This is a genomic window from Beggiatoa leptomitoformis, assembly GCF_001305575.3.
GTDB classification, from domain to species: domain Bacteria; phylum Pseudomonadota; class Gammaproteobacteria; order Beggiatoales; family Beggiatoaceae; genus Beggiatoa; species Beggiatoa leptomitoformis.
On sequence record NZ_CP012373.2, the window covers coordinates 2,993,384 to 3,018,754 of the forward strand.

Sequence of the window (25,371 nt, forward strand, 5' to 3'; positions counted from 1 at the left end):
AGTGTCGCATCCTCTTAACTGGCTTTCGCAACGGGGGTAAAGGTTTTGGTGTGACGAATTTTTACGGTTGCGCGAATCATCCCTTCCCGTCCGTCTTCAAATTTAACCGCCGCCTCGACATTGATGGTGTCTTGTTCAGAATACAGCGCGTTGATGAGGGTCGCGTATTTTTCTGCTAAGGGACGACGGCGTACTTTGCCTGTGCGGGTTAGCTCCCCATCATCGGCATCCAACTCTTTGTGTAGGATTAAAAAGCGTTTAATTTGCGAACCCGCTAGATGTGGTTCTTTAGAGAGGTCAAAATTAACTTGTTCGATACATTTTTCAATCAAGTCATAAACAGCCGATTGTCCTGCTAAGTCGTTATAACCGGTATAGGCGAGGTTGCGACGTTCCGCCCAGTTACCGACCGAGCCTAAATCAATGTTAATAAAGGCGGTAGCATAGTCACGCTCATCGCCAAAGGCAACGGCTTCTTTGATATGCGGAAAAAACTTTAGCTTGTTTTCAATATACTTAGGGGCGAACATTGCGCCATCAGTGAGTTTACCAACATCTTTAGCGCGGTCGATGATTTTGAGTTGTCCCGACTCGTCAAAAAAGCCTGCATCACCTGTATGAAACCAACCTTCTGCATCTTTAGTTTCGGCTGTCGCTTGTGGATTTTTAAAATATCCTTGAAAAACACCGGGACTACGGAAAACGACTTCTCCTGTGTCTGAAATTTTCATTTCTACTTGGGGCGATGGCACGCCAACGGTATCGGGTTTGACTTGTCCATTCAGTTGTGTACATACAAAAACTGACCCTTCTGTCATGCCATATAATTGTTTTACATTAATGCCTAAGGAGCGATAGAACTGAAAAATTTCAGGTCCTATTGCTTCCCCTGCCGTATAGGCAAGCCGAATGCGGCTTAATCCTAAAACGTTTTTAAGCGGTTCATAGAGTAAGAAATTACCCAATTTATAGCGGAGTTGGTCAGCTAAGGAGATTTCTTGCCCATCTAGTACGTTAATACCAACTTGTTTAGCAAACGCCATAAAATAATGAAAGAGCTGACGTTTTAAGTAACTTGCATCTTCCATGCGTATCATTACTTGGGTAAGCAGGCTTTCATAAATACGGGGGGGAGCAAAAAAATAGGTTGGTCCTAATTCGCGTAAATCAGTGAGTACTGTATCGCTACTTTCAGGACAGTTGACGCAAAAACCAGCCGTATAGTATTGCGCATAAGAAAATAAATTATCGCCTACCCATGCCATCGGTAAGTACGCTAATACTTCTTCTTTGTCGCTTAAACCATCACGTTCAATGGCATTACGTGCCGTAATAATGAGATTGTCATGCGATAACATGACCCCTTTAGGACGACCCGTTGTACCTGAGGTATAGACGATAATAGCTGTATTGCTGGCTTGGGTTTCTTCAACGGCAGTAGAAAATAACCCCGTATTATCAAATTGATAGTGTTTGCCGCGTTCTTGAATATGTGTGTAGCTGTGTAAAAAAGCTTTTTCATACATTTCATGAAATCGCATTCCGCGTGGTTCATCATAAATGATTTGTTCTAAATGCGGACAACGGTCTTTAATATCCAGTAATTTGTCAACTTGTTCTTGGTCTTCAGCAAAAGCAAAACGGGCTTCAGCATGTTCTAGCACATATTGCATTTCCTCGGCTGCTGCGTCTTGATAGAGGGGAACAGGTATTGCGCCTAGTGTTTGGGTCGCTATCATTGCCCAGTATAAACGCGGGCGATTATCGCCAATGATTGCAACTTTATCGCCTTGTTGCAGACCCATAGCAGACAAACCACAAACCAATTCGCGCACTTGTTCATAAACTTGTGACCAAGTCCATGATTGCCAAATGCCAAAATCTTTTTCACGAATTGCAACTTTATGAGGACGCTGTTTTGCGTGGTTGACTAATAGTTTGGGGAAGGTGTCTAACTCAGACATAGCTGATCTTTTTCTCCTTCAATGGTGGTACAGCAATTTATTAGTTTTATTTATAGGTGTGATTTTCTCTTTATTATGTTATCAATATCATCTAACAATGCAAGCATCTATTTATGAATAATTTACGTTGCATAGCAACAAAAAATAGGAGAATTTTTAAGCGATGGTTGGTGATTTATTGGGAAGTGGGTAGAAATTGTGTTGATAATTTATCATGGGTTTCATCTGGTTATAATTACATTACAAGCTGTGCAAAATTGATAAATTTTGCACAATTTGGGGTTTAATCATAAATCCGTCGTACTTCTATGCTTTTTACACCTTTAACTAATCGTGGTGCAATATAAATATCTGATGTTGTTAGTAAACACATAGAGCCTGCTTTGTCTTCTAGTAAACGATTATTTTTGCTATAGGCCAGTAGAATAGAATCGCCTGCAATTGCGTTAAAAACTTCGTGCCATGAAAAAATACTTTGATAGCCATCATAAGCCGTTACAACAATATATAAGGGTGTACGGTATAACGGTTTGTCACTTTTAATAATGGCTAGGTTTAATAAGTTTTTTAATAACACGCCTTTATACAGATGTTCTGTGTCGAGTTGTTTATAGGTCATAGCACAGATAACAGGAGGGACAAGAATGCTTGCGGTGGGTAAGTCAAATAAATCAATCAAGTGTAAAGTTGAAGGTTTTTTTACTTCTCCAAAAATACTTAATGTGGTTCGTTCTTGTTGGCTTAACACGTCGGTAGTGGTGATGCTTTCAAAGGTGGTTTCTGTCGGTAATAGTTGTAATTCTTGGGATAAATCTGTTTGTTGTACGGCATAGGGGCTGACAAAAAAAGATTTAATGCTTTCAAAACTGACTCGTTTGATTGGAATATTGTTATTGCGTTGATTAACCAAGCGAATGGAAAGTGCTTCTATCCATGTCCAATAGGCTTCTAATACCGAGCTTGGAAAATCTACATCACGTAGGGCTTGTTTGTATAGCGTTAACCAAATCTCTCGCCCTGCTTCGTCAATCATGAAAGGAATATGTCGACGGCGTAGTTGTGGACGACCATAAACGCCAGAATAGTAATTTTTGCCGCCACAGGCTTCAACAAAAAAATCGGCAATTTTTGTCACAACTGTCCAAAAATGTTCATCTTCTTGTGTAAATAAGTAGGCAATCGGACTTTTTAGTAAAAGCGCGTGATGATGAAACACTAATGCCCGTAATCTTGCTTCCCCAACGGTTTTTAGGATGTGTTCAGAAGGTGGTACAACTTCAGGCAGTGCAGACCCATCAATTCCATGTAAAGGACAGCGGGTAATATCAGGCGTTGAATCTATTTCAAGTGTAGATAACATTGGTTCAGATGACATGTTAAAACCTCAGCGGAATGAGCCATCTTAACCATAGGCAAAAATAATGCCTTTATTTATTGGTTTGAAATATATATAAAAAAACTTGTGGTACTTGTTTTTTGTCGGTTAATTATATTGGCGTTATATAGTTTTGTATATAACGCTACAATGCTGAAAAATCTGTACGTGCGATGATAATGATTTATTTAAATTGTAGTGACTTTATGATTAATCCACATGGCATCGCCATAACTGAAAAAACGATATTGTTGTTGTACTGCATAGCGATAGGCTTGTAATGTCAGGTCTGTGCCTGCAAAGGCAGACACTAACATGAGTAGGGTTGATTCGGGTAAATGAAAATTGGTTAGTAAGGCATCAACGCTTTTAAACACATAACCCGGTGTGATAAATAAACGTGTTTCACCCTGATAAGGTTGAATTTCACCTGATTGTGAAGCCGTTTCTAAGGCACGGACGGCTGTTGTGCCTATTGCAATAACACGTCCCCCCCGTGCGCGTGTTGCACGTATTTGTTCGCAAACCTCTGTTGAAACGGATACCCATTCGCTGTGCATGACATGTAGGCTCAAATCTTCTTCTCTAATGGGGGAAAATGTGCCAGCACCAACGTGTAGTGTAACAAATGTTTGTTGAATTCCTTTGGCACTGATTTCAGCAAGCAGTTGTTTATCAAAATGTAGTCCTGCTGTTGGTGCAGCGACTGCGCCTAAATTTTGGGCATAAACGGTTTGATAGCGTTCTTGGTCTATGTTGTCATCGTCACGGACTATATAGGGCGGTAGTGGAATGTGTCCTATGGCTTGTAAAATGTCGTAAACCGAGCGTTCATCTGCAAAACGTAATTCAAAAAAGTTATCAATTTTTCCCAATACAACAACGGTAATACCGCCTTCTAATAAGATGGGGGTGTTTGGTTTTGGCGGTTTACTTGCCCGCATTTGTCCTAAAATCCGATGGTCATCTAAAATTCGTTCTACTAAGATTTCTACCCGTCCGCCTGTGGCTTTTTGTCCAAATAAGCGGGCGGGAATAACTTTAGTATTGTTAAAAACCAATAGGTCATTGGGTTCTAAACAGTGGGGAAAATCTTTGAAAATATGGTTTGTTAGGCGTTGCGTCTGTGTATCTATATGGAGCAAACGGCTACTTGTGCGTGTGAGGCTGGGTTTTTGAGCGATAAGATGTGGGGGTAAATCGTAGTAGAAATCGGAACGGCGCATCATATTAAATATAAGTGGTTGGATTGTGGCATAGAGCCAAATAAATCAGGACGGGTAATCTGTTGAGGATTACCAATCCTGACATTTTAAGCGTAAATCATCTTGAAATTATTGATGATTAAAGTTTGGAGTGCGTTTTTCTATAAAGGCGGACATCCCTTCTTTTTGGTCTTCTAGGGCAAATGTTGCATGAAATACACGCCGTTCAAATAATAATCCTTCTGTTAAACTGCTTTCATACGCTCGATTAACGCATTCTTTCGCCATCATGACCACCGGTTGTGACAGTTTCGCCATTTGGGCGGCGGTGTTCATGACTTCGGCTAATAATTTATCAGTGGGAACAATCCGACTGACTAAACCCGCCCGCTCGGCTTCTTGTGCATCCATTAAGCGTCCTGTTAAGCACATTTCCATGGCTTTAGATTTACCAATCAAACGCGTGAGCCGTTGTGTTCCGCCTGCACCGGGGATAATACCTAAATTAATTTCGGGTTGTCCGAATTTTGCATTTTCTGCGGCGATAATAAAATCGCACATCATTGCTACTTCACAACCACCGCCTAGCGCGTAACCTGCAACTGCAGCAATCACAGGTTTACGGCAGCGTGTCAAACGTTCCCAATCACGGGTAATAAAGTTTTGTTTGTAGGCATCCATATAGCTGAAGTCTTTCATTGCCTTAATATCAGCACCTGCGGCAAAGGCTTTTTCGTTTCCTGTTAATACCATCACATGAATCGCAGGGTCTGCTTCACATCTATCCAATACATCCGTGAGTTCTTGCATTAGCTCAGGCGAGAGTGCATTTAAGGCTTTAGGACGATTTAGTTTGATAAGTGCGATATTATCATGAATTTCCAATAAAATATTGTTGTAGTCCATTGGGTTTCCTTTGGTGGTTATTGTTTGTCTGAAGGCGATTTTTAGGATTAGCCTTTTGTTAGTAATAACCTGAGTTCGGGATAAGAAATTCTCGTTCCCACGCTCTGGTGTGGGAATGCCTACCGCGTCGTTCCAGCGGCGAGGACTTTAATCACTTATTTAAGATAAAAACCATTGAGTTAAATCCGCCTCAATGTTTAACCAGCCTAAGCAAACGCGCCGCTAGAGCGACGCAATCTGCATTCCCACGCTGGAGCGTGGGAACGAGATAAACCAATTAAATTTATTAATTTTTCCCTATTTCTTATCCCGAACTCAGGTTAGTAATAAAGTGGTGAGGGAGATTTCCCCCTTTGGAAAAGGGATAGCATTCTTTATTGTCTTTATCTATTCACCATTAATTATTTTTTTAATTAATACTGCTGGCTAGGACAATATTATTTGCCGCTGCCCATTGGCTGATGTCTTGGCGACGGAGTGCCATTGCCATGAGGTCGGGAAATTGGTCTGGTGTGCAGGCAAAGGTAGGAATACCTAATCCAGCAAAGGCTTGGGCAAGATGCGCGCTATAAATGGGTGAGCCGTCATCATTTAGTGCGAGTAGTGTAATTACTTGTACACCCGCTTGTACAAGATTTGCCGCCCGTCTGACTAATGCTTTTTCATCACCGCCTTCATATAAATCAGTAATGAGTACCAGTGTTGTATCTTCTGGTTTACTAACCAGTTTTTCACAGTAGGCTAGCGCATTATTAATATCCGTTCCCCCGCCTAATTGTGTTCCAAATAGCACTTCTACGGGGTCAACCAGCATGTCGGTTAAATCCATAACGACTGTATCAAAAACAATCATTTGTGTTTTAACTGCGGGAATGGATGCCATTACTGCGGCGAAAATGCTGGCATACACAACACTGCTTGCCATAGAACCTGATTGGTCGACGCATAAAATAATATCTTGTAATGTCCGCCGTTGTTTACGGGCATAACCAATTAAACGCTCAGGAATAATACTTTGATAGTCAGGTTGGTAATTTTTTAAATTGGCTCGAATGGTTCGCAACCAATCGATTTCAGAATGGCGTGGGCGATTATTGCGCATGGCTCGATTCAGACTACCGCGCACGGCTTGTTGCATGGTTAATTCTAGTTTTTCTAGGAGTTGATTAACAACCTTATTAACGACAATTCGAGCTGTTTCTTTTGTTTTTTCGGGCATACTGTGATTGAGTGACATGATATTAGCCACTAAATGCACATCCGCTTCTAGGGTTTCTAAAATCTCTGGTTGTAAAAGCATTGCACTTAAATTTAAGCGGTCTATCGCATCTTTCTGCATAACACGCACAACGCTTTGTGGAAAATATTCACGAATATCGCCTAACCATCGTGCAACATTGGGAGCAGAACTGCCTAATCCGCCTTTTCGTGATTGGTCGTTGTCATACAGTTGTGATAGGGCGTTATCGATGCGCATGTCGTTTTTGTTCAATTGGCAACCTGTGCCGTCTGCGCCGCCACCGCCTAATAATAATCGCCAACGACGTAAACGTTCTGCATTGTCTGTCATGATTTAAGTCGCCTTTATTAAGAATTTAATAACACAGAAAATTTTTATAATTTAATGTGTTTTTAAGGAGTGCTTGATGTAACGTTATCTGCGTATTTTGCAAAGTTTGGTGATAAACGTACTATCTTTACGCATTTTTTTCTATGTATTTTTTGTTTTATGGGCGATTTTTTATAAATAGGCGGCGTTGTAATTACTTGCTTGCCTAAATCAATATTTTCAGTATTGTTGGCGTTAGAGGATGAAAAAATCAGGTCGTGCTAATTCAGCAAAGAATAAATTATCTGGTCTGAAGCAGAATTTTCAGGAAAATTTGACCCTATTTTTAAGAAATAGCGTGTTATGAAAAAAACCTGACAGCTATTAAAAGTCTATCAGGTCTTGTTTATCAAACACAAATAGGGGGTTTAACAAAGTTAATACGTTGATAAAATGAGCCTTTATCCCAAAAACCCTCTTCAGAACAACCAATGCAACCATGTCCTGAACCAATGGGGAAAGAAATTCCACCATTCCAACCTGTTGTTGCACAAGCGTTATAAGTGGTAGGCCCTTTGCAGCCCATTTTGTATAGACAATAACCTTGTCTAGCGTTTTCATCGTCCCACGTTTCGACAAAGCGTCCTGCATCAAAATGTGGGCGACGATAGCATTTATCATGAATTCGTTTGCTGTAAAACATGGTTGGGCGACGTTGTGCGTCTAGTTCGGGTAGTTCGTCAAAGGTTAATAAATAGGTTAAAACACCAACCATAACTTCGGCAATTGGGGGACAACCCGGCACTTTAATAATGGGTTTATCTGTAATCATTTTATGCACGGGTGCGGCTTGGGTTGGATTGGGATAAGCTGCTTGTACGCAACCATTGGTTGCACAACTTCCCCATGCAATAATCAGTTTTGCATCGGTGGCAGCATGATGTAATTGTTGAGAAAAGGGTTTCCCTCCAACAATGCAAGACATTCCATCTTGTGCCGCAGGTGCGTTGCCTTCTACTGCTAAAACGTAGTTACCTCGATATTTTTCAATCGTTTGTTCTAAACAATCTTCTGCTTGCTTGCCCGCCGCTGCCATTAATGTCGGGTCATAGTCCAATGAAATCATGGATAAAATAACGTCTTTAGCCAACGGTTGTGCTGCTCGAATAAACGATTCTGAACAACAGGTACATTCTAGGCCGTGTAGCCATAGCACGGGTAAACGGGGTTTGTTTTCCATTGCATAGACAATTTGCCCTAAATAATCGGGGGATAATCCTAAAGAGGTTGCCATTAAGCTACAGAATTTGAGGAAACTTCGCCGTGTAATTCCTTGTCGGCGCATGATGTGATAGTAACTTTCCATAGTTATTCCATTCCTACGCTACGACATTGTGTACTGGTAGCACTGTTAATATAGGCGGCGATTTTGTCAAAATCACGATTGCTTAATTGTCCAATAATAGGTTGTTTTTCTGGAACGATACTGATTGATTGGCGGATAAGTTCTGCAAATTGTGCGGGTAAAAACCGTTGTCCATGACAGTTATTACAATAGGTTTGGTACAACGTGCGTCCTTCTTTTTTATAGTTGGTGTTGGCGGTTTGGCTTAGGTAGGTTTGTTCACATCCTAATGTATCATCTGCAAGTCCATTGGCGTTGCAATCGGTATCGGCTAAACCATCACGGTTATAGTCGCCTGTAATGTGTGGCGGTAAGCCTATACTAAAAGCAATAATATTCAGTGGTGTTAGCCAGTTAGTGGCATCTAGTGGCGATTGATTTGTAGCAGTAATCACTTGATACAAGGGGTAGATACCTGCGGGAATATCGGCAATATTTAAGCTGAGTATTTCAGTTAAGCCTTGAAAAGATTGGTTTGTATAAAATGGTGTAGGCGTTATTTGTAACCCTGATTGTGCTGTTAAGAAATAGAGTTGTTGGTCTGATAATAGGGTTGCTAGGTATAAATCACCTTGATAAACAGTGGGTAGATTTATATAAGCTGAAAGTGGTGTATCTGTTTGATAAAGAATAGTATCAGGTGTTATCAGTTGGTTTTCTGCAAACACGGGCAAACTGATTAGCAGACTGAAGTAAATAAGGTGACGTAACATCTTAAATATCCCTAAAAATAGAAAGCAACAGAACAACTTAATGGTTACTCTGTTGCTTTTGTTTGTACTGTTATTGGGTATTAGTAGCTAGTGGGTTGTAGGGTGTTGTTACGTAATCAGCAATGGCTTGTAAATCAGCATCACTTAAGAAATTTAAATAGGATTTGTTGTCGACATTGTCATCAAATGTTTTGCGAATTAAACGGGGGGATTTCGCTGCTTCAAATAAAAACTGTGGATTGCGTGTTTCATCATGGTGACATCCTGAGCAGTTGTCTTGATAGAGTTTTTTACCATGTAAGTAATGTTTAAAGGCTGTCACACTGGATTCTGACGTATTGATGGCAAAAAATAATAAATTGAATTGCCCAGATAACCAGTTAGTCGTATCTAATGGTGCTTTTCCTTGTTCGGTTATTATTTGGTAAATAGGATAAAGTCCACTAGGGAGTCCTAAAATGGGAATGGAAAGTAAGTGATAATCAGTCTCTTCTCCCATTATTGCGCCTGTGACTAATGCCGATGGTTGGGTGGTCAAGCCTTCTGTTGGGCTGATGAAAAGTAATTCACTACCATTAGGTAATAATGTAGCTAGATAAATATCAACGGTGGTTTCCTGACTTAATTCACTATGTAAACTAATATCTAATAAGTTATTTTCATCGTCTAACAACGTATTTAATGCGCTTAGTAAAACAGAAATACTAGGATCAGTTCCTCTAGGTGTGGCGGCGGTACTGCTATCAGGTGTTTGCGTGATGAAATAACCAAAATCGTTGTAATGTCCTGTAAAGCTAGCAGGTAATTTAATGGCTTGTGTCGTGATGCTGTTGCCTGCAATAAATAGCGTGGTTAGTTCCGTTAAATAGCTTAAGTCACCTAATTCACCCGTGAGTTTATTATTATTTAGGACAATATGGCTTAGCTTGGGCGTTGTTGTAAAGTCTGGTAATGTGCCTGTTAATTGATTATTACTGACATTTAAACGGGTTAATTCAGCATTTTTGTCAAAAGAGGGTAAATTACCTGAAAATTGGTTATTGTATGCGTAAAAAGTTGTTAGTTTTGGTAGTTTGTCTAATGTGGGTAACTCACCAGATAATTGTGTATAAGGAACATATAATTGAGTGAGTTTTGGCAAGTTATTAAAATTGGGCAATGTGCCTGTAAAATTATTAAAAGAGATAATTAAACGGGTTAATTCTGGTAAGTGTTGAAAATCAGGAATTGTGCCTGTTAGTTGATTATTAGCAACAGATAAACGGCTTAATTTGGGTAAATTGCTAAAATCAACCAGTGAACCAGTGAGTTGATTTTGTTGTAATGAAAGGGAGGTTAAATTAGGTAGGAAATGAAAATCGGGTATTTGCCCTGTTAATTGGTTATCGCTTAAATTTAACGTTTTTAGCGCAGGCAGATTGTCAAAATCGGGAATTGTTCCTGTAAATGCGTTGGTTGTAAGACTTAACGATTCTAATTTGGGCAAGTGAGTGAAGTTAGGAATTGTGCCTTCGAGGGCATTATATCCTACAGAGAGAGTAGTTAATTCAGGCAAGTCCAAATCTTCTGGAACTGTTCCAACTAAATCAAAACCAATGTGTCGTCCACTAACTTCTGTGGCGCGTGTAATGCGAGTGACATGCCCATTTGTACATGTAACACCTGTCCACTGGCATGGTGCGTTAGATACATTCCAATTGTTTGTATCTGCATCTGTCCACATATCCCCTTCTGTACTTTCCCAAAAACGGACCAATTCTTGACATTCTGCAATAGGTAAATCAGTTTGTACTGTGCAGTCTGTTGCCGCGATGGCAATATTTGTTATTAAAAACAATAAAGGCACCGCAGCATATTTGTAACTTATATTCACTTATTTTTCACCTTAGATATAGACCATATAAAAATAATGAGTAGTAATAAATAATACTACAAATAGTAGTTAAATTTAATTTGAATAATAATCATTCTTACTATCATTTGTCAATTTACTTAAATTTCAAAATAAAAATTTATTATTTCCACGTAAAATCAATTATTTTTTGAATGAAAATGATGAGAGAATGAATGAGTTTTATACTTAGTGATGTTATTGAATATGCCAATTGCTTGTTTATCAAAGAGGGTAAGCTTACCCTCTCTAATAGTTATTTTATGAACATATCAATTTTTAAAAAGAAATGGATATTAGTACTTTTTACACTAACCTGTTTTGTACTGTTGACGAGTTTAGGTTGGTATCTTTGGTTTCAATGGGGTATGTTGATTGTTAGTGACTATAACAACCAGTTTTGTCTGTAAAGTTCAGTCGTTTTAAAGCCCCATACGCCCTTGTACATGTTGAGCACGTTGTGTTGTAATCACCTGATATTCACCATTTAACCAACGTTTTTCAATTTGCCAATATTCTGCACTGCGTTTATTAATCACGACTGCATTTGCTGCTAGTGTTAGCAAAACGGCTTGTGCCTTTTGCGTTTGCAAACTGTCGTTGGGTAGGGCTGCCCAGTCAATAACGGTGTCTAAAGGATTTTTATTCGCATCTACTTGAAAAGGCTCATAGAATAATCTATCTTCTGCCGTAAATGAGCGAATAGAATCTGTTTTGTATTTATCAATAACTTGGATTTTTTGATAGGGACGATAAATAACAGCGAGCAGCGTATAGCCTGCATCATTAGCTGTATCGATACTGGTTAAGTAGTAATTTTCACTGTGTTCTACACCATATTGACGTAAAATTTTTTGAAAAAAAGTAGTTGCATGTTTCATCCGCCGAAAGACCATTCCTGTATCACCATTATCAGGTACATCAGTGAGTTGTTTTCCATAGGCTGATTCATAAGTATCATCTAGCGTAATTTTCGCTTGTGCTTGTACAAGCCCTTCGTTAATTTGCCGTGTGCCTGTTGCTAAATAGTAGGGTACAGATGCAATCCCTTCTAATAAGCCTGTTGCAATCTGAAATGGCGATAAAATAAGAATACCAATCCCTGTTAATGCACTTGAAAAACCATGTTGAACGCTGGGTGCTTCTCCATTAGGTGTAGCACATGCACCCAACATGATACTTATTATTAATAAACGAATTGTATTCATGTTCTTTCCTAATTAAGCAGTGTTTAATAGTAATTATTACTATAATTGAACAGTGTTTAATAATCAAATAGGAAAAGAAAAAAACACTTAAGAAGTTGAAAGGAATGATAAGGAAGAGGGATTTAGAAACGAAATAGCCACCGAGAGGCTATAGCAGGGTTTCACGAGGAAGAAGAAAGGACAAATTTCAGGCAATAAAAAACCCTCAAGCAATAATGCGAGAGGGTTAGGGTGTAAGGCTCTTGGCGATGACCTACTTTCACATGGAGAAACTCCACACTATCATCGGCGCACAATAGTTTCACTTCCGAGTTCGGGATGGGGTCGGGTGGTACCTACTTGCTATGGTCGCCAAGAAAAACGGTTAGGGCTATGCCCCAGAATTCGGAAATGGATGTAGTGTATATTACCTACCCAAAATACTTGGGTGTTATATGGTCAAGCCTCACGGTCAATTAGTACTGGTTAGCTACGTACATTACTGCACTTCCACACCCAGCCTATCAACGTCGTAGTCTTCAACGGACCTTGAGGAGAGTTAAACTCTCGGGAAATCTTATCTTGAAGGAGGCTTCCCGCTTAGATGCCTTCAGCGGTTATCCCGTCCGTACATAGCTACCCAGCAGTGCCATTGGCATGACAACTGGAACACCAGCGGTACGTTCACTCCGGTCCTCTCGTACTAGGAGCAACTCATTCTCAAATTTCCAACGCCCACGGTAGATAGGGACCGAACTGTCTCACGACGTTCTAAACCCAGCTCGCGTACCACTTTAAATGGCGAACAGCCATACCCTTGGGACCGACTACAGCCCCAGGATGTGATGAGCCGACATCGAGGTGCCAAACTCCGCCGTCGATGTGAACTCTTGGGCGGAATCAGCCTGTTATCCCCGGAGTACCTTTTATCCGTTGAGCGATGGCCCTTCCATACAGAACCACCGGATCACTATGACCTACTTTCGTACCTGTTCGACGTGTTTGTCTCACAGTTAAGCACCCTTATGCCATTGCACTCTATGCGCGATTTCCGACCGCGCTGAGGGTACCTTCGTGCTCCTCCGTTACTCTTTCGGAGGAGACCGCCCCAGTCAAACTACCCACCATACATTGTCCCCAATCCAGATTATGGACTTAGGTTAGAATCCCGAACATATCAGGGTGGTATTTCAAGGTTGGCTCCACTAAAACTGGCGTTCTAGCTTCAATGCCTCCCACCTATCCTACACAAACAGGTTCAAAATTCAGTGCAAAGCTATAGTAAAGGTTCACGGGGTCTTTCCGTCTAGCCGCGGGTATACTGCATCTTAACAGCAATTTCAATTTCACTGAGTCTCGGGTGGAGACAGTGTGGCTGTCGTTACGCCATTCGTGCAGGTCGGAACTTACCCGACAAGGAATTTCGCTACCTTAGGACCGTTATAGTTACGGCCGCCGTTTACCGGGGCTTCGATCAAGAGCTTCGCTTTCGCTAACCCCATCAATTAACCTTCCGGCACCGGGCAGGCGTCACACCCTATACGTCCACTTTCGTGTTTGCAGAGTGCTGTGTTTTTAATAAACAGTCGCAACCACCTGACCACTGCGACCTTTTTCTGCTCCATGCGCAGGCACTTCACATAATAAAGGTACACCTTCTCCCGAAGTTACGGTGCTATTTTGCCTAGTTCCTTCACCCGAGTTCTCTCAAGCGCCTTAGAATTCTCATCTCGTCTACCTGTGTCGGTTTGCGGTACGGGTTCACTTTATCTGAAGCTTAGAGGATTTTCTTGGAAGCTTGGCATCAACCACTTCGTCTTCATAGAAGACTCGTCATCAGTTCTCGGTATTAAACAAACGGATTTGCCTATTCGTTCTACCTACGACCTTAAACAAGTACTACCAATCACTTGCTGGTTTAGCCTTCTTCGTCCCCCCATCGCAATAAAGCGAAGTACAGGAATATTAACCTGTTTCCCATCGACTACGCATTTCTGCCTCGCCTTAGGGGCCGACTCACCCTGCGCCGATTAACGTTGCGCGAGGAAACCTTAGACTTTCGGCGTGGGAGTTTTTCACTCCCATTATCGTTACTCATGTCAGCATTCGCACTTCTGATACCTCCAGCATCCTTCTCAAGATGCCTTCGCAGGCTTACAGAACGCTCCTCTACCACTTGTCTTGCGACAAATCCGCAGCTTCGGTATATAGCTTGAGCCCCGTTACATCTTCCGCGCAGGACGACTCGACCAGTGAGCTATTACGCTTTCTTTAAATGATGGCTGCTTCTAAGCCAACATCCTGGCTGTTTTTGCCTTCCCACATCGTTTTCCACTGAGCTATATTTTGGGACCTTAGCTGGCGGTCTGGGTTGTTTCCCTCTTCACGACGGACGTTAGCACCCGCCGTGTGTCTCCCATGCTTGCACTTCTCGGTATTCGAAGTTTGCAACGGGTTGGTAAGTCTAGACGACCCCCTAGCCGTAACAGTGCTCTACCCCCAAGAGTGATACATGAGGCGCTACCTAAATAGCTTTCGAGGAGAACCAGCTATCTCTGAGTTTGATTAGCCTTTCACTCCTAGCCACAACTCATCTCCGTCTTTTTCAACAGACGTGAGTTCGGGCCTCCAGTAGGAATTACCCCACCTTCACCCTGGTCATGGCTAGATCACTCAGTTTCGGGTCTATTCCCAGCGACTTAGCGCCCTATTAAGACTCGGTTTCCCTATGCCTTCCCTATGCGGTTAAGCTTGCCACTGAAAATAACTCGCTGACCCATTATACAAAAGGTACGCAGTCACATGACTAAATCATGCTCCCACTGCTTGTATGCACACGGTTTCAGATTCTATTTCACTCCCCTATCAGGGGTTCTTTTCACCTTTCCCTCACGGTACTAGTTCACTATCGGTCGATAACGAGTATTTAGCCTTGGAGGATGGTCCCCCCATATTCAGACAGGATTTCTCGTGTCCCGTCCTACTCGTCTTCATTCACAAATCGCTTTCGCATACGGGGCTATCACCCTGTGTCGCTGAACTTTCCAGTATCATTCTGCTAGTTATTTGCAAACTTAAGGGCTGTTCCGCTTTCGCTCGCCACTACTGACGGAATCTCGGTTGATTTCTTTTCCTGTAGGTACTTAGATGTTTCAGTTCCCTACGTTCGCTTCTTTACCCTATGTATTCAGGTAAAGATACTGCCTAAGCAGTGGGTTCCCCCATTCGGACATCTACGGGTCAATGTCTGTTTGCCGACTCTCCGTAGCTTTTCGCAGGCTACCACGTCCTTCATCGCCTGTTATCGCCAAGGCATTCACCGTGTGCACTTAATTACTTGACCATATAACCCCAAACATTCTAGGATTATTGCTGACTTGCAATATACACTTTACATCATTTCCGTTTTGTTAAAGAACTGTAATACTTAATGCTAAATCTTTCCATTTAGCATTAAGTACTGGTGGAGCTAAGCGGGATCGAACCGCTGACCTCCTGCGTGCAAAGCAGGCGCTCTCCCAGCTGAGCTATAGCCCCTTCATTGGTGGGTCTGGGTGGACTCGAACCACCGACCTCACCCTTATCAGGGGTGCGCTCTAACCACCTGAGCTACAGACCCAGTGTCTTTCAAATCAAGTAATTTGTGTGGATACTTGCCTTCTCGTCTTCATCTTTAAAGGAGGTGATCCAGCCGCAGGTTCCCCTACGGCTACCTTGTTACGACTTCACCCCAGTCATGAACCATACCGTGGTAAGCGTCCTCCTTACGGTTAGACTACCTACTTCTGGTACAGCCCACTCCCATGGTGTGACGGGCGGTGTGTACAAGGCCCGGGAACGTATTCACCGTAGCAGTGCTGATCTACGATTACTAGCGATTCCGACTTCATGGAGTCGAGTTGCAGACTTCAATCCGGACTACGATAGGTTTTCTGGGATTGGCTCCATCTCGCGATTTGGCAGCCCTTTGTACCTACCATTGTAGCACGTGTGTAGCCCTGGTCATAAGGGCCATGATGACTTGACGTCATCCCCACCTTCCTCCGATTTGTCATCGGCAGTCTCCTTAGAGTTCCCGACTTTACGCTGGCAACTAAGGATAGGGGTTGCGCTCGTTGCGGGACTTAACCCAACATCTCACGACACGAGCTGACGACAGCCATGCAGCACCTGTCTCTAAGTTCCCGAAGGCACTCCCATATTTCTACAGGATTCTTAGGATGTCAAGACCAGGTAAGGTTCTTCGCGTTGCATCGAATTAAACCACATGCTCCACCGCTTGTGCGGGCCCCCGTCAATTCATTTGAGTTTTAATCTTGCGATCGTACTCCCCAGGCGGAGAACTTAGTGCGTTAGCTGCGATACTAAGAGACAGTCTCTCCCAACATCTAGTTCTCATCGTTTAGGGCGTGGACTACCAGGGTATCTAATCCTGTTTGCTCCCCACGCTTTCGTGCCTCAGTGTCAGTGTTAATCCAGGTAGTCGCCTTCGCCACTGATGTTCCTCCACATATCTACGCATTTCACCGCTACACGTGGAATTCCACTACCCTCTACTACACTCTAGTCAACCAGTATCATATGCAGTTCCTAAGTTAAGCTCAGGGATTTCACATCTGACTTAATTAACCACCTACGCACGCTTTACGCCCAGTAATTCCGATTAACGCTTGCACCCTCTGTATTACCGCGGCTGCTGGCACAGAGTTAGCCGGTGCTTATTCCGTTGGTAACGTCAATTGCGCATGGTATTAACATACGCTTTTTCTTCCCAACCTAAAGTGCTTTACAACCCGCAGGCCTTCTTCACACACGCGGCATTGCTGGATCAGGGTTGCCCCCATTGTCCAATATTCCCCACTGCTGCCTCCCGCAGGAGTCTGGGCCGTGTCTCAGTCCCAGTGTGGCTGGTCGTCCTCTCAGACCAGCTACGGATCGTCGCCTTGGTAGGCCTTTACCCCACCAACTAGCTAATCCGACATGGGCTCATCTGTTAGCGCAAGGCCCGAAGGTCCCCTGCTTTCCCCCGTAGGGCTTATGCGGTATTAGCCTAAGTTTCCCTAGGTTGTCCCCCACTATCAGGCAGATTCCCATGCTTTACTCACCCGTCCGCCACTCGTCAGCTTGACCTGTTACCGTTCGACTTGCATGTGTTAAGCATGCCGCCAGCGTTCAATCTGAGCCATGATCAAACTCTTCAGTTTAAACTCATGTTCTAAAACGCAAGCTTTCTCTTTTGACAGAGTCTTGCTTCAATTCTTCATTTCTCAACGAGAATTATGCAAGTACCCACACAAATTACTTGATTCTACTGTTAAAGAGCTTTATCATTAAAACTATCGAGTCTTAATAATTCTGTCATATTGATTCGCTACAATCTTAGCAACTAATTTGCTACTAATCTTTACACGTTTCAAGAAAGACAACATTCTAAACCGTCTTCTTCGTTCTGTCAAGCTTTCGTTTAACTTTTTTTATTCAACTTCAAACTTTCGTCAGAAGTGAGTCAAACATTCTACTACATCTTAATTCAGTCTGTCAAGCTACTATTTAGTTTCTTTTCGCTTAACCAGTAAAGAGCGCACATTATATACTCTCTTTTCTCTTTGTCAATCTTTTATTTCTACTGCTAGGTTCGGTTCTTTTCAGAACTTAACGAAGGTGCGTATCATACTCGCTTTCCCTTCGTTGTCAACCTCTATTTCTTATCCTTTTCTGAAGTCCTTCAAGTTTCGCTCTTTCCGCTCATGCTCTTCTCTTCATCAAGCCGTGCATTCTACTCCTCATTATCTCATTGTCAACTACACTTCATTAGAATTTTTTCAGTAAGCGTCACTAATATCGATTCGGCGGTTGTTGTGCTTTGATTTATCAGGTGTTGTAAAGGTAAGGCAACAACACCATCCACACGAAAAAGTTGTCCTGTATGGTGTATTCCGGGTGTTCCTATGGGAATAAAGACATCGGGTTCATACGTTAAATTTTCTGGATAGGTGTTGGCTAAAAGAATGGTAGGCAATCCCTTTGCATCTTTGGGTAGTTGCGGTGTATCAAAACTAGATAGCCATAAGAGTGTATCAACTTCTTGTTGTTTAAGTAGTCTTTGTGTATCGAATTGCCATGAGTCATAGTGAACACGGTCTTGTTTAAACCCTATTCGTAAAGGGAAGCCTGTTTGCCATGTTGTTACCTGAAGTGCAGATACGCCACCCTCATTACCGCCCAATGGCAGAGCAGAAAAACGTGTTGTTTGATTTAAGTCTTTTGCTAATTGATAGAGTGCATGAATGGTTAAGTCCGTTTGTTCCATGCTTAAGCTTGCTGTTTGCCATACAATAACACCATATTGTGCAGCCTTCATTTTGGCTATTAGGCTTTGATATTCTTCTAATGGAATTCCTGCAATCTGTGTTGTTTGCAAAACTTGTCCTGCTAACAATGCACGTAATCCATTTATCACTTCAGGTAGTTGTACCAGATTGAGATTGAACGATTGATTTGCTTCTGTAGGGGATTGGCTACCAAAATGAACAATAGTTGGTTGTTTAGCGGGGTTTGCAAATAGCGTGGCTTCGCGTTCGACACAACGTTGCCATAAACGTGGAAAAATAGCAGGAATATCATCACCAATCCAGAGCATAAAGTCTGCACGGTTGCGCACTTCTGTTAGGGTTGTTGTGAGATAGCCGCTATTTTGAATAGCAAGAGTACGGGCGGATTGTTTATTACCATCTTTATGGTCAACTACGCCACCTGTTTGTTTTGCTAGTTGTAATACTGCTCGAATGCCCGCGACATCTGTTCCTAAACCAGCATATAAAGGTAAACGTGCTTTACTCAGTAAATCTACAGCGATTTCTATTGCCTCTATTTGGCTAACAATTTGCCCTTTTACGCGTGGTTGAATATCCACAGTTTGCGTGAAACCAGACGCTGCCTTATAACAACCATTTGTAATTGTATTTATATGGTTATCTTGCACTTGAATCTGCAAGTCATCACATAATAAAGCACAAAAAGGACAAGTTGTCGTATTACTTTGAGTTGTCAACATCATTCTCCATCCTCATTCTTGTTAAAATTTATTCTTGAAATTGTGCTATTTGTTCAACCGTTTGTTTTGCACACTGTTGCAACTGATTCAGCAATTCAGCTAAGTTTTCAGGATTACCACGCTTTTCATTAAACTCAATTAATTCACAAAGATGTGCTAATGATTTTGCGCCCACAGTACTGGCTGACCCACGGAGTTTATGCGCTATTTGGCTGATTGCTTCGTTATTATTCTGTGAGTACTCGGTTAACATCTCTTTACTTAGGTCTTCTGTCTGCTGTAAAAAAATGCCTCGCAATTGTTCCCATCCCTTACCTAAAGACGTTTTAACCATGCGCAATGTTGCCATATCTACTATTTTTACATCAGGCAACTTAACAACAGCGGACAATTCTTGTGTTAGTGTTGATGCAACAGGAGTTGCAGGTTCTATTGCAGGACGTGTTTGAAGCATTTTCCCCCCCCACTTTTCCAAAACAACATACAAATCTTCCAATTTAACAGGCTTACTTAAATAGTCATCCATCCCTACGGCTAAACACTTTTCCCTATCTCCTTGTAGTGCATTAGCAGTCATTGCAACGATACGCGGGGGATTAATGGCATAACGACGGGTTTGGCGAATCATCTGAGTCGCCATAAAACCATCCATTTCTGGCATCTGCACATCCATTAAAATAAGGTCATAAGGATTGCGTTGCAATGTATTCAACACTTCTAAACCATTCCCTGCAACATCTGCTTGATAACCCATATTACTTAACATTAACAACGCTAGCTGCTGATTAATAGGATTATCTTCTGCAAGTAGAATACGTAAAGGATAGCGTTTTGCTAAATGTTTATCTCCTACAATGCGATTTTTACCTGCTACTTCTATAGGTGGTGTAACACCTGCAAAAATATAATTAAGTGTATTCAATAAAGTAAGCGGTTTAAGCGGTTTTACTAACCAAGCGACAAATAAAGCATGGATGCTTGAATCTACTTCGGTATGATTCAATGCAGTTATCATAACTAGCGGTATTTTCTGCTTATCACAAATGGCATGAATAGACTGCAACGCATGAGTATCTTCCACCAGAGGGGCAAAAACATCTAATATAATCAAGTCATACCGCTTGCCTGTCTTAATGTTAGCAAGTGCCGACTGCCCACAAGGACTTGTCTCCGTAGTACAACCCCATTGATATAACTGTAAACTCAGTATTTGTGAATAAATAAAACTATCATTTATAATTAATATATGCTTATTTTTTAATGCATTATTCGGACAAATAGCAGGCAGTGTTGTATTTGTTGACTTTACCTGAATAGTAAAATGAAATGTTGAACCTTCTTTATCTGTACTTTCTACCCAAATTTGCCCATCTAATAACTCACACAACCGTTTTGTAATCGCAAGTCCTAAACCCGTTCCCCCATAATGACGGGTTGTGGATGAATCCACTTGAGAAAAAGATTTAAATAACCTATCAATTTTATCCGCTGGAATACCAATTCCTGTATCACTCACTGCAAATTGCAACTGTATATCTTGATCAACCTGTATACTGGCACTGACCATAACAACAATACTACCCTTTGCCGTAAACTTTACCGCATTTCCTATCAAATTCGTTAGAATCTGGCGAATCCGTGTAACATCACTTGCAACCCAAACAGGCACAGAAATATCGATACAAGAAATTAATTCAATTTGCTTACTGGTAACTTGCTCCGCAAACAACTCAAACGTATCCTCCAAACAACTATAAAGAGAAAGAGGATGCGACTCCAACACCATATTACCCGATTCAATTTTTGAAAAATCCAAAATATCATTAATGATGGCCAATAACGTTTCACCACTAACGCGAATCGTATTTACAAAAGCAAACTGCTCCTTAGTCAACAACGTATCGAGCAACAAACTAGTCATGCCAATCACGCCATTCATTGGAGTTCTGATTTCATGACTCATGGTCGCTAAAAAATCAGCTTTTGCTTTTGCATTTTGCTCGGCAATTTCTTTAGCCTGCTTTAACCCACTATTTGCTATTTCTAACTCACTAATTTTATCCAACAACTGTTTTTGTAACGACTGTAACGATAAATGATTTTGTACCCGCATCAAAACCTCTTCAACTTGAAAAGGCTTAGTCACATAATCCACACCACCTACTTGAAAAGCCTCTATTTTATCCTGAATCTCTCCTAACGCGCTGATAAAAATAACAGGAATATTCTGTGTTTCTGGATTTGCTTTTAACTTTCTACAAACCTCATAACCATTAATACCCGGCATATTAATATCTAACAAAATCAAATCTGGTAAAGCCGCTTGAATGGCAATCAGTGCTTTCCGTCCATCCGAGACAGGACGCACCTTATACCCTCGCGCACTCAGCATCTGCGTCAACACGTGCAAATTGGCTAAGGTATCATCAACGACAAGAATATTACTTTGAGGGGATGGGTGCATAGTTAATAAAAGTCATTAAAATAATTATATATATTTATGAGTTGGCTACTATTATGTTGTAGGTTTAGGAGAAATTTTCTGCAACAAACATTCGATAGAATCATAATCAAATGTTTGTGCATACAACCTGAGTTCTACAGCTAACACAGGTTGCGATAACTCAATATCCGCAATTAACGCCAAGACTTCGCTTAAGTCAGCAGCAACCACTGCACGCTGCATCGCCTGTAACCAATCAATAGGACACTGCGCTAAGTCTGTTACTGGAATAGCCGACTGCGCCATTGACTCCGCAACCTCTGTTTCTAAACCCGCTACGGATGGAAAGACTGACGAAGGAATATCTGTTGTCAATGTTACACTTGATAACTGATTTTGTGGTATTTGCTTTATGGGTAAGGTAAAACTAAAAACAGACCCTTTACCCGCCGTACTTTCTACAACCAACTGCCCACCCAATAGTTGCACAAACTGCCGAGTAATGGCTAATCCTAACCCCATTCCCTGCTGTGATTTTTCTCCCCTTCCAGTCTGCATAAAAGCATCAAATAAATTATACAATTCCGTGTTAGCAATACCAATTCCCGAATCAATCACACGAAACTGTAACATGGACTCCACTGTACCATTAATTTCTAAAACCACACCGCCCCGTTGTGTAAATTTAATCGCATTACTTAACAAATTTACCAAAACTCGTCGCAACTTCTGCTCATCCAAACACACATAATGTGGTACTTGCTGCAATACAACGCCTAGTTGTAACCCTTGAGCCTCTGCTTGCAAACGAAATATATCTTCTAGCTCATGAACTAACAAATATAAATCAAACGCCTTTTCCTCTAACTGCGTTTTGCCTGACTCAATTTTAGCTATGTCCAAAATATCATTAATTAACTGCAACAAATGTTCACCACTATGCAGGATAATTTTCAAATTGTTACTTTGCTCAGGCGATAATTCATTATTACTTAATAACAATTGAGAAAAACCAAGAATTGCATTTAATGGTGTTCGTAACTCATGACTCATATTTGCCAAAAACGCATTTTTTGCCCGATACGCTATATCTGCTTGCTCTTTCGCCTGACACAAGGCCAACGCCTCTAACTTGCGCACAGTAACATCCTGTACAGTTCCAAATAACTTAAATACCTGCCCCGTTTTTTCATCCTTAAAGGGTTTTACAAAAGAATCATGATAAACCATCTTGCCACTGGGTAGTTTTACATTTAAAGTCAACTGAATAGGCTCACCTGTTTGGATAACATGAGCCAACGCCTTTTCTAACTGCTGAAAACTTTCAGGCAAGTAATAACGCATGTTGCTTTCATAATCAGGCTCACCCAATGCAATATCACGCTCAAATAATGCAAACACCTGTTCCGACCATACAATTTTTTTTGTGTTTAAATCAAACTCCCAACTCCCAATCTTTGCTGCCTTTTGCGACTCACGTAACTGCGCTTGACTCTGTCGCAATAAATCTTCAGCCAACCTAAAAGAATCAATATTACGCAATAATTGCCTACTAAATGGACGAAACAACAAGACACTCATCAACATAATAATAAAAATAACGACTAACTCTATCGCAAAACTAATATTACGAAAAAAGTAAACTTGTTCAATCGCTTCTGTTTCATATTGTGCTACGATTTCATCCATTTTGGCTAAAAAAAGAGGTTCATAATCCAGTATCACATCAACCCACAACTTAAAATCTACAGAAATAGGCGCATCAACAGGTTTACTATCAATGTATGCCAATATTTTTATAACCATTGCCTCTAAAATAATATAAGTACCATCTATCTCACTAAATAATTTATTTATTTCAACGCTATTTTTTTGATAATTACCTGATACAGCATGACCTGTTTTTAAAGCATAATGCGCCCTGCGCCACTCCAACAAATCACGACGTAATGCAACGAGCGCACGTTGCCAACGCGGTAAATCCACATTGTTTTGCAACAATAAAACTGATTTTGCAATATGTTGGCTATACATCCGCTGTTTGCCTGCAATATTAATAATCGCGGCATTATTGACCTGCGCAACCAAAAAAACTTGTATTAACAACTGCTTTAAAATCAGCAAGCCCAACATAATAAATAAGGCTAAAATATAGAAATGAATCAACCGTTTGATATTAGCATACCAATAATTCTGCTGATAAGAATAATCCATTAACATCTTGATACTATCCATGAATAAAAGTTGATAGTGTTAATGTAATAAGAATCACAATTAACCTATTGTCGTATAAAAAATAATTCTCACGCTGACGCACTAACACAACCTAAAAATTGTCAATACAACACTGGCGTAATATTATCCCTGCGCACTTTCTAAGCTCAGGTTATTTGCTGACAGCCCTAGATACTCTTAGAATGATGTGCTAATCGCCATTTTGCCTCATCAACTATTTTTCTTGCGACAAAAGCTAAGAACAAAAGCCGTCTTAATAAATAGCCAAACAATAACAATTAGTTATTCTAATGGAGTATAACTGCATGAAGCCGTTTGTATCAGTGCTGGTTAGTTTTTTTAAAATGTTTGCAAGTGCAATCATGATTGTTATCGGTACATTTGGCTTGTATATCAATATGCACGATTACACGCTGTTAATCCTCAATCTTGCTTTTCTTGCCTTTAGCATCTATCTATTTTTAAGACCTTTACCGATAGATGAATTAAAGAAAACATCGGATAAACCCGTGTTATTAAGAAAACGATAATAATTCAGCCATAACGCTAAAATATTAATGGAAACTGCACAAATGACGGACACTATTTAGCCCGTCATTTATTAAGGAAGGAAGCCCGTATCACACCGCAACAGGGGCTTTAATATGTGGGTGAGCTTGATAATTTAAGATTTCAAAATCTTCAAACGCATACTCGAAAATGCTGGCGGGTTTTTGCGCTATTTGTAGCGTTGGCAATGCGTATGGCTTGCGTTCTAACTGCATTTGTACTTGCGCAAGATGGTTTAAATAAATATGCGCATCCCCCAATGTAACCACCAATTCCGCCGCGACCAAATCACACTGTTGCGCAATCATTTCCGCTAACAGCGCATACGATGCAATATTAAACGGTAATCCAATAAACGTATCACTGCTACGCATGTACAACAATAAAGATAATTTCCCTTCAGCAACATAACACTGAAATAACAAATGACAAGGAGGCAACGCCATTAAGGCTAACTCTGGCGGATTCCATGCACTCACAATATGCCGCCTTGAATCGGGGTTCTGCCGAATCCCTGCAACTAACTGCTCAATTTGGTTAATGCCACCAAAATTAACCCACTGTTTACCATAAATAAGCCCTAAGTCACCATCAGGTTTTGCCCACGCATCCCAAATATGTACTTCATTTTCCTGTAGATAACGGACGTTGGTATCACCCCGCAAAAACCATAATAATTCATAGACAATACTACGCAAGTGTAGTTTTTTTGTCGTGACTAGGGGGAATCCCTGCGTTAAATCAAAGCGTAACTGTCGCCCAAATACCGAGCGTGTTCCCGTTCCTGTTCTATCCGTTTTCGTTACACCATGATCGAGAATATCTTGAAGTAAGGCTAAATAAGTGTGCATGAAATAAAAAAACCATAAATAAATTAAAAAATTGCGTAGTTATT

The 25,371-nt window shown here is 41.1% G+C and carries 14 protein-coding genes, 2 tRNA genes and 3 rRNA genes; 1 reads left to right on the plus strand and 18 read right to left on the minus strand.

What is annotated here, in order from left to right; translation table 11 throughout:
* Window positions 1-14: 14 nt before the first annotated feature.
* The 17 genes from AL038_RS12590 to AL038_RS12670 form a co-directional block, all read right to left on the minus strand.
* Window positions 15-1,964, minus strand: a complete 1,950-nt coding sequence (locus AL038_RS12590) for an AMP-dependent synthetase/ligase (protein WP_062153328.1) — start codon at window positions 1,962-1,964, stop codon at window positions 15-17.
* Window positions 1,965-2,247: 283 nt separating this feature from the next.
* Complete coding sequence (locus AL038_RS12595; protein ID WP_062153330.1) at window positions 2,248-3,339, minus strand: globin domain-containing protein; 1,092 nt, start codon at window positions 3,337-3,339, stop codon at window positions 2,248-2,250.
* A 188-nt stretch (window positions 3,340-3,527) separates the two neighbouring features.
* Window positions 3,528-4,565, minus strand: a complete 1,038-nt coding sequence (gene queA / locus AL038_RS12600; RefSeq protein ID WP_062155522.1) for a tRNA preQ1(34) S-adenosylmethionine ribosyltransferase-isomerase QueA — start codon at window positions 4,563-4,565, stop codon at window positions 3,528-3,530.
* 108 nt (window positions 4,566-4,673) lie between these two features.
* Window positions 4,674-5,450 carry an enoyl-CoA hydratase gene (locus AL038_RS12605; RefSeq protein WP_062153332.1) on the minus strand — a complete coding sequence of 259 codons (777 nt, stop codon included), beginning with the start codon at window positions 5,448-5,450 and terminating at the stop codon, window positions 4,674-4,676.
* Window positions 5,451-5,859: 409 nt separating this feature from the next.
* Window positions 5,860-7,020, minus strand: coding sequence for a VWA domain-containing protein (locus AL038_RS12610; RefSeq protein ID WP_062153334.1), 1,161 nt, complete (start codon window positions 7,018-7,020; stop codon window positions 5,860-5,862).
* A 388-nt stretch (window positions 7,021-7,408) separates the two neighbouring features.
* Window positions 7,409-8,365, minus strand: coding sequence for a hydrogenase small subunit (locus tag AL038_RS12615; protein ID WP_083991520.1), 957 nt, complete (start codon window positions 8,363-8,365; stop codon window positions 7,409-7,411).
* A gap of 2 nt (window positions 8,366-8,367) precedes the next feature.
* On the minus strand, window positions 8,368-9,117 hold the full coding sequence (locus AL038_RS12620; RefSeq protein WP_062153335.1) for a c-type cytochrome: 750 nt from the start codon (window positions 9,115-9,117) through the stop codon (window positions 8,368-8,370).
* 70 nt (window positions 9,118-9,187) lie between these two features.
* Window positions 9,188-10,990, minus strand: coding sequence for a leucine-rich repeat domain-containing protein (locus AL038_RS12625; RefSeq protein ID WP_062153337.1), 1,803 nt, complete (start codon window positions 10,988-10,990; stop codon window positions 9,188-9,190).
* Between the two features lie 440 nt (window positions 10,991-11,430).
* Entirely contained in the window at window positions 11,431-12,216 is a 786-nt protein-coding gene (locus tag AL038_RS12630) for a hypothetical protein (protein ID WP_062153342.1), read from the minus strand.
* A 240-nt stretch (window positions 12,217-12,456) separates the two neighbouring features.
* Window positions 12,457-12,572, minus strand: a 5S ribosomal RNA gene (gene rrf, locus AL038_RS12635).
* A gap of 78 nt (window positions 12,573-12,650) precedes the next feature.
* A 23S ribosomal RNA gene (locus AL038_RS12640) occupies window positions 12,651-15,538 on the minus strand.
* A 118-nt stretch (window positions 15,539-15,656) separates the two neighbouring features.
* Window positions 15,657-15,732 (minus strand) — tRNA-Ala (locus AL038_RS12645).
* A gap of 5 nt (window positions 15,733-15,737) precedes the next feature.
* A tRNA-Ile gene (locus tag AL038_RS12650) sits at window positions 15,738-15,814 on the minus strand.
* Window positions 15,815-15,870: 56 nt separating this feature from the next.
* Window positions 15,871-17,399: ribosomal RNA gene (locus tag AL038_RS12655) — 16S ribosomal RNA — on the minus strand.
* The 16S, 23S and 5S rRNA genes sit together here with 2 tRNA genes alongside, the layout of an rRNA operon.
* A gap of 593 nt (window positions 17,400-17,992) precedes the next feature.
* Window positions 17,993-19,252: a hypothetical protein gene (locus AL038_RS12660; RefSeq protein ID WP_066246138.1), complete on the minus strand. Its 1,260-nt coding sequence runs from the start codon at window positions 19,250-19,252 to the stop codon at window positions 17,993-17,995.
* A 25-nt stretch (window positions 19,253-19,277) separates the two neighbouring features.
* Window positions 19,278-21,713 (minus strand): response regulator, encoded by a 2,436-nt coding sequence (locus tag AL038_RS12665; RefSeq protein ID WP_062153346.1) that lies wholly within the window; start codon window positions 21,711-21,713, stop codon window positions 19,278-19,280.
* Window positions 21,714-21,764: 51 nt separating this feature from the next.
* Window positions 21,765-23,912 (minus strand): ATP-binding protein, encoded by a 2,148-nt coding sequence (locus AL038_RS12670; protein ID WP_062153347.1) that lies wholly within the window; start codon window positions 23,910-23,912, stop codon window positions 21,765-21,767.
* A 320-nt stretch (window positions 23,913-24,232) separates the two neighbouring features.
* On the opposite strand from AL038_RS12670, the gene AL038_RS12675 reads away from it, so the two are divergent.
* Window positions 24,233-24,457, plus strand: a complete 225-nt coding sequence (locus AL038_RS12675; protein ID WP_062153349.1) for a hypothetical protein — start codon at window positions 24,233-24,235, stop codon at window positions 24,455-24,457.
* 90 nt (window positions 24,458-24,547) lie between these two features.
* On the opposite strand, the gene AL038_RS12680 is transcribed toward AL038_RS12675, so the two are convergent.
* On the minus strand, window positions 24,548-25,327 hold the full coding sequence (locus AL038_RS12680) for a thymidylate synthase (protein WP_062153352.1): 780 nt from the start codon (window positions 25,325-25,327) through the stop codon (window positions 24,548-24,550).
* Window positions 25,328-25,371 lie beyond the last annotated feature (44 nt).

Bases quoted from the DNA above. Each gene is read 5' to 3' on its own strand.
- AL038_RS12590 (WP_062153328.1), bottom strand. From the start codon at position 1,964: ATGTCTGAGTTAGACACCTTCCCCAAACTATTAGTCAACCACGCAAAA.
- AL038_RS12595 (WP_062153330.1), bottom strand. From the start codon at position 3,339: ATGTCATCTGAACCAATGTTATCTACACTTGAAATAGATTCAACGCCT.
- queA (WP_062155522.1), bottom strand. From the start codon at position 4,565: ATGCGCCGTTCCGATTTCTACTACGATTTACCCCCACATCTTATCGCT.
- AL038_RS12605 (WP_062153332.1), bottom strand. From the start codon at position 5,450: ATGGACTACAACAATATTTTATTGGAAATTCATGATAATATCGCACTT.
- AL038_RS12610 (WP_062153334.1), bottom strand. From the start codon at position 7,020: ATGACAGACAATGCAGAACGTTTACGTCGTTGGCGATTATTATTAGGC.
- AL038_RS12615 (WP_083991520.1), bottom strand. From the start codon at position 8,365: ATGGAAAGTTACTATCACATCATGCGCCGACAAGGAATTACACGGCGA.
- AL038_RS12620 (WP_062153335.1), bottom strand. From the start codon at position 9,117: ATGTTACGTCACCTTATTTACTTCAGTCTGCTAATCAGTTTGCCCGTG.
- AL038_RS12630 (WP_062153342.1), bottom strand. From the start codon at position 12,216: ATGAATACAATTCGTTTATTAATAATAAGTATCATGTTGGGTGCATGT.
- AL038_RS12660 (WP_066246138.1), bottom strand. From the start codon at position 19,252: ATGATGTTGACAACTCAAAGTAATACGACAACTTGTCCTTTTTGTGCT.
- AL038_RS12665 (WP_062153346.1), bottom strand. From the start codon at position 21,713: ATGCACCCATCCCCTCAAAGTAATATTCTTGTCGTTGATGATACCTTA.
- AL038_RS12670 (WP_062153347.1), bottom strand. From the start codon at position 23,912: ATGTTAATGGATTATTCTTATCAGCAGAATTATTGGTATGCTAATATC.
- AL038_RS12675 (WP_062153349.1), top strand. From the start codon at position 24,233: ATGAAGCCGTTTGTATCAGTGCTGGTTAGTTTTTTTAAAATGTTTGCA.
- AL038_RS12680 (WP_062153352.1), bottom strand. From the start codon at position 25,327: ATGCACACTTATTTAGCCTTACTTCAAGATATTCTCGATCATGGTGTA.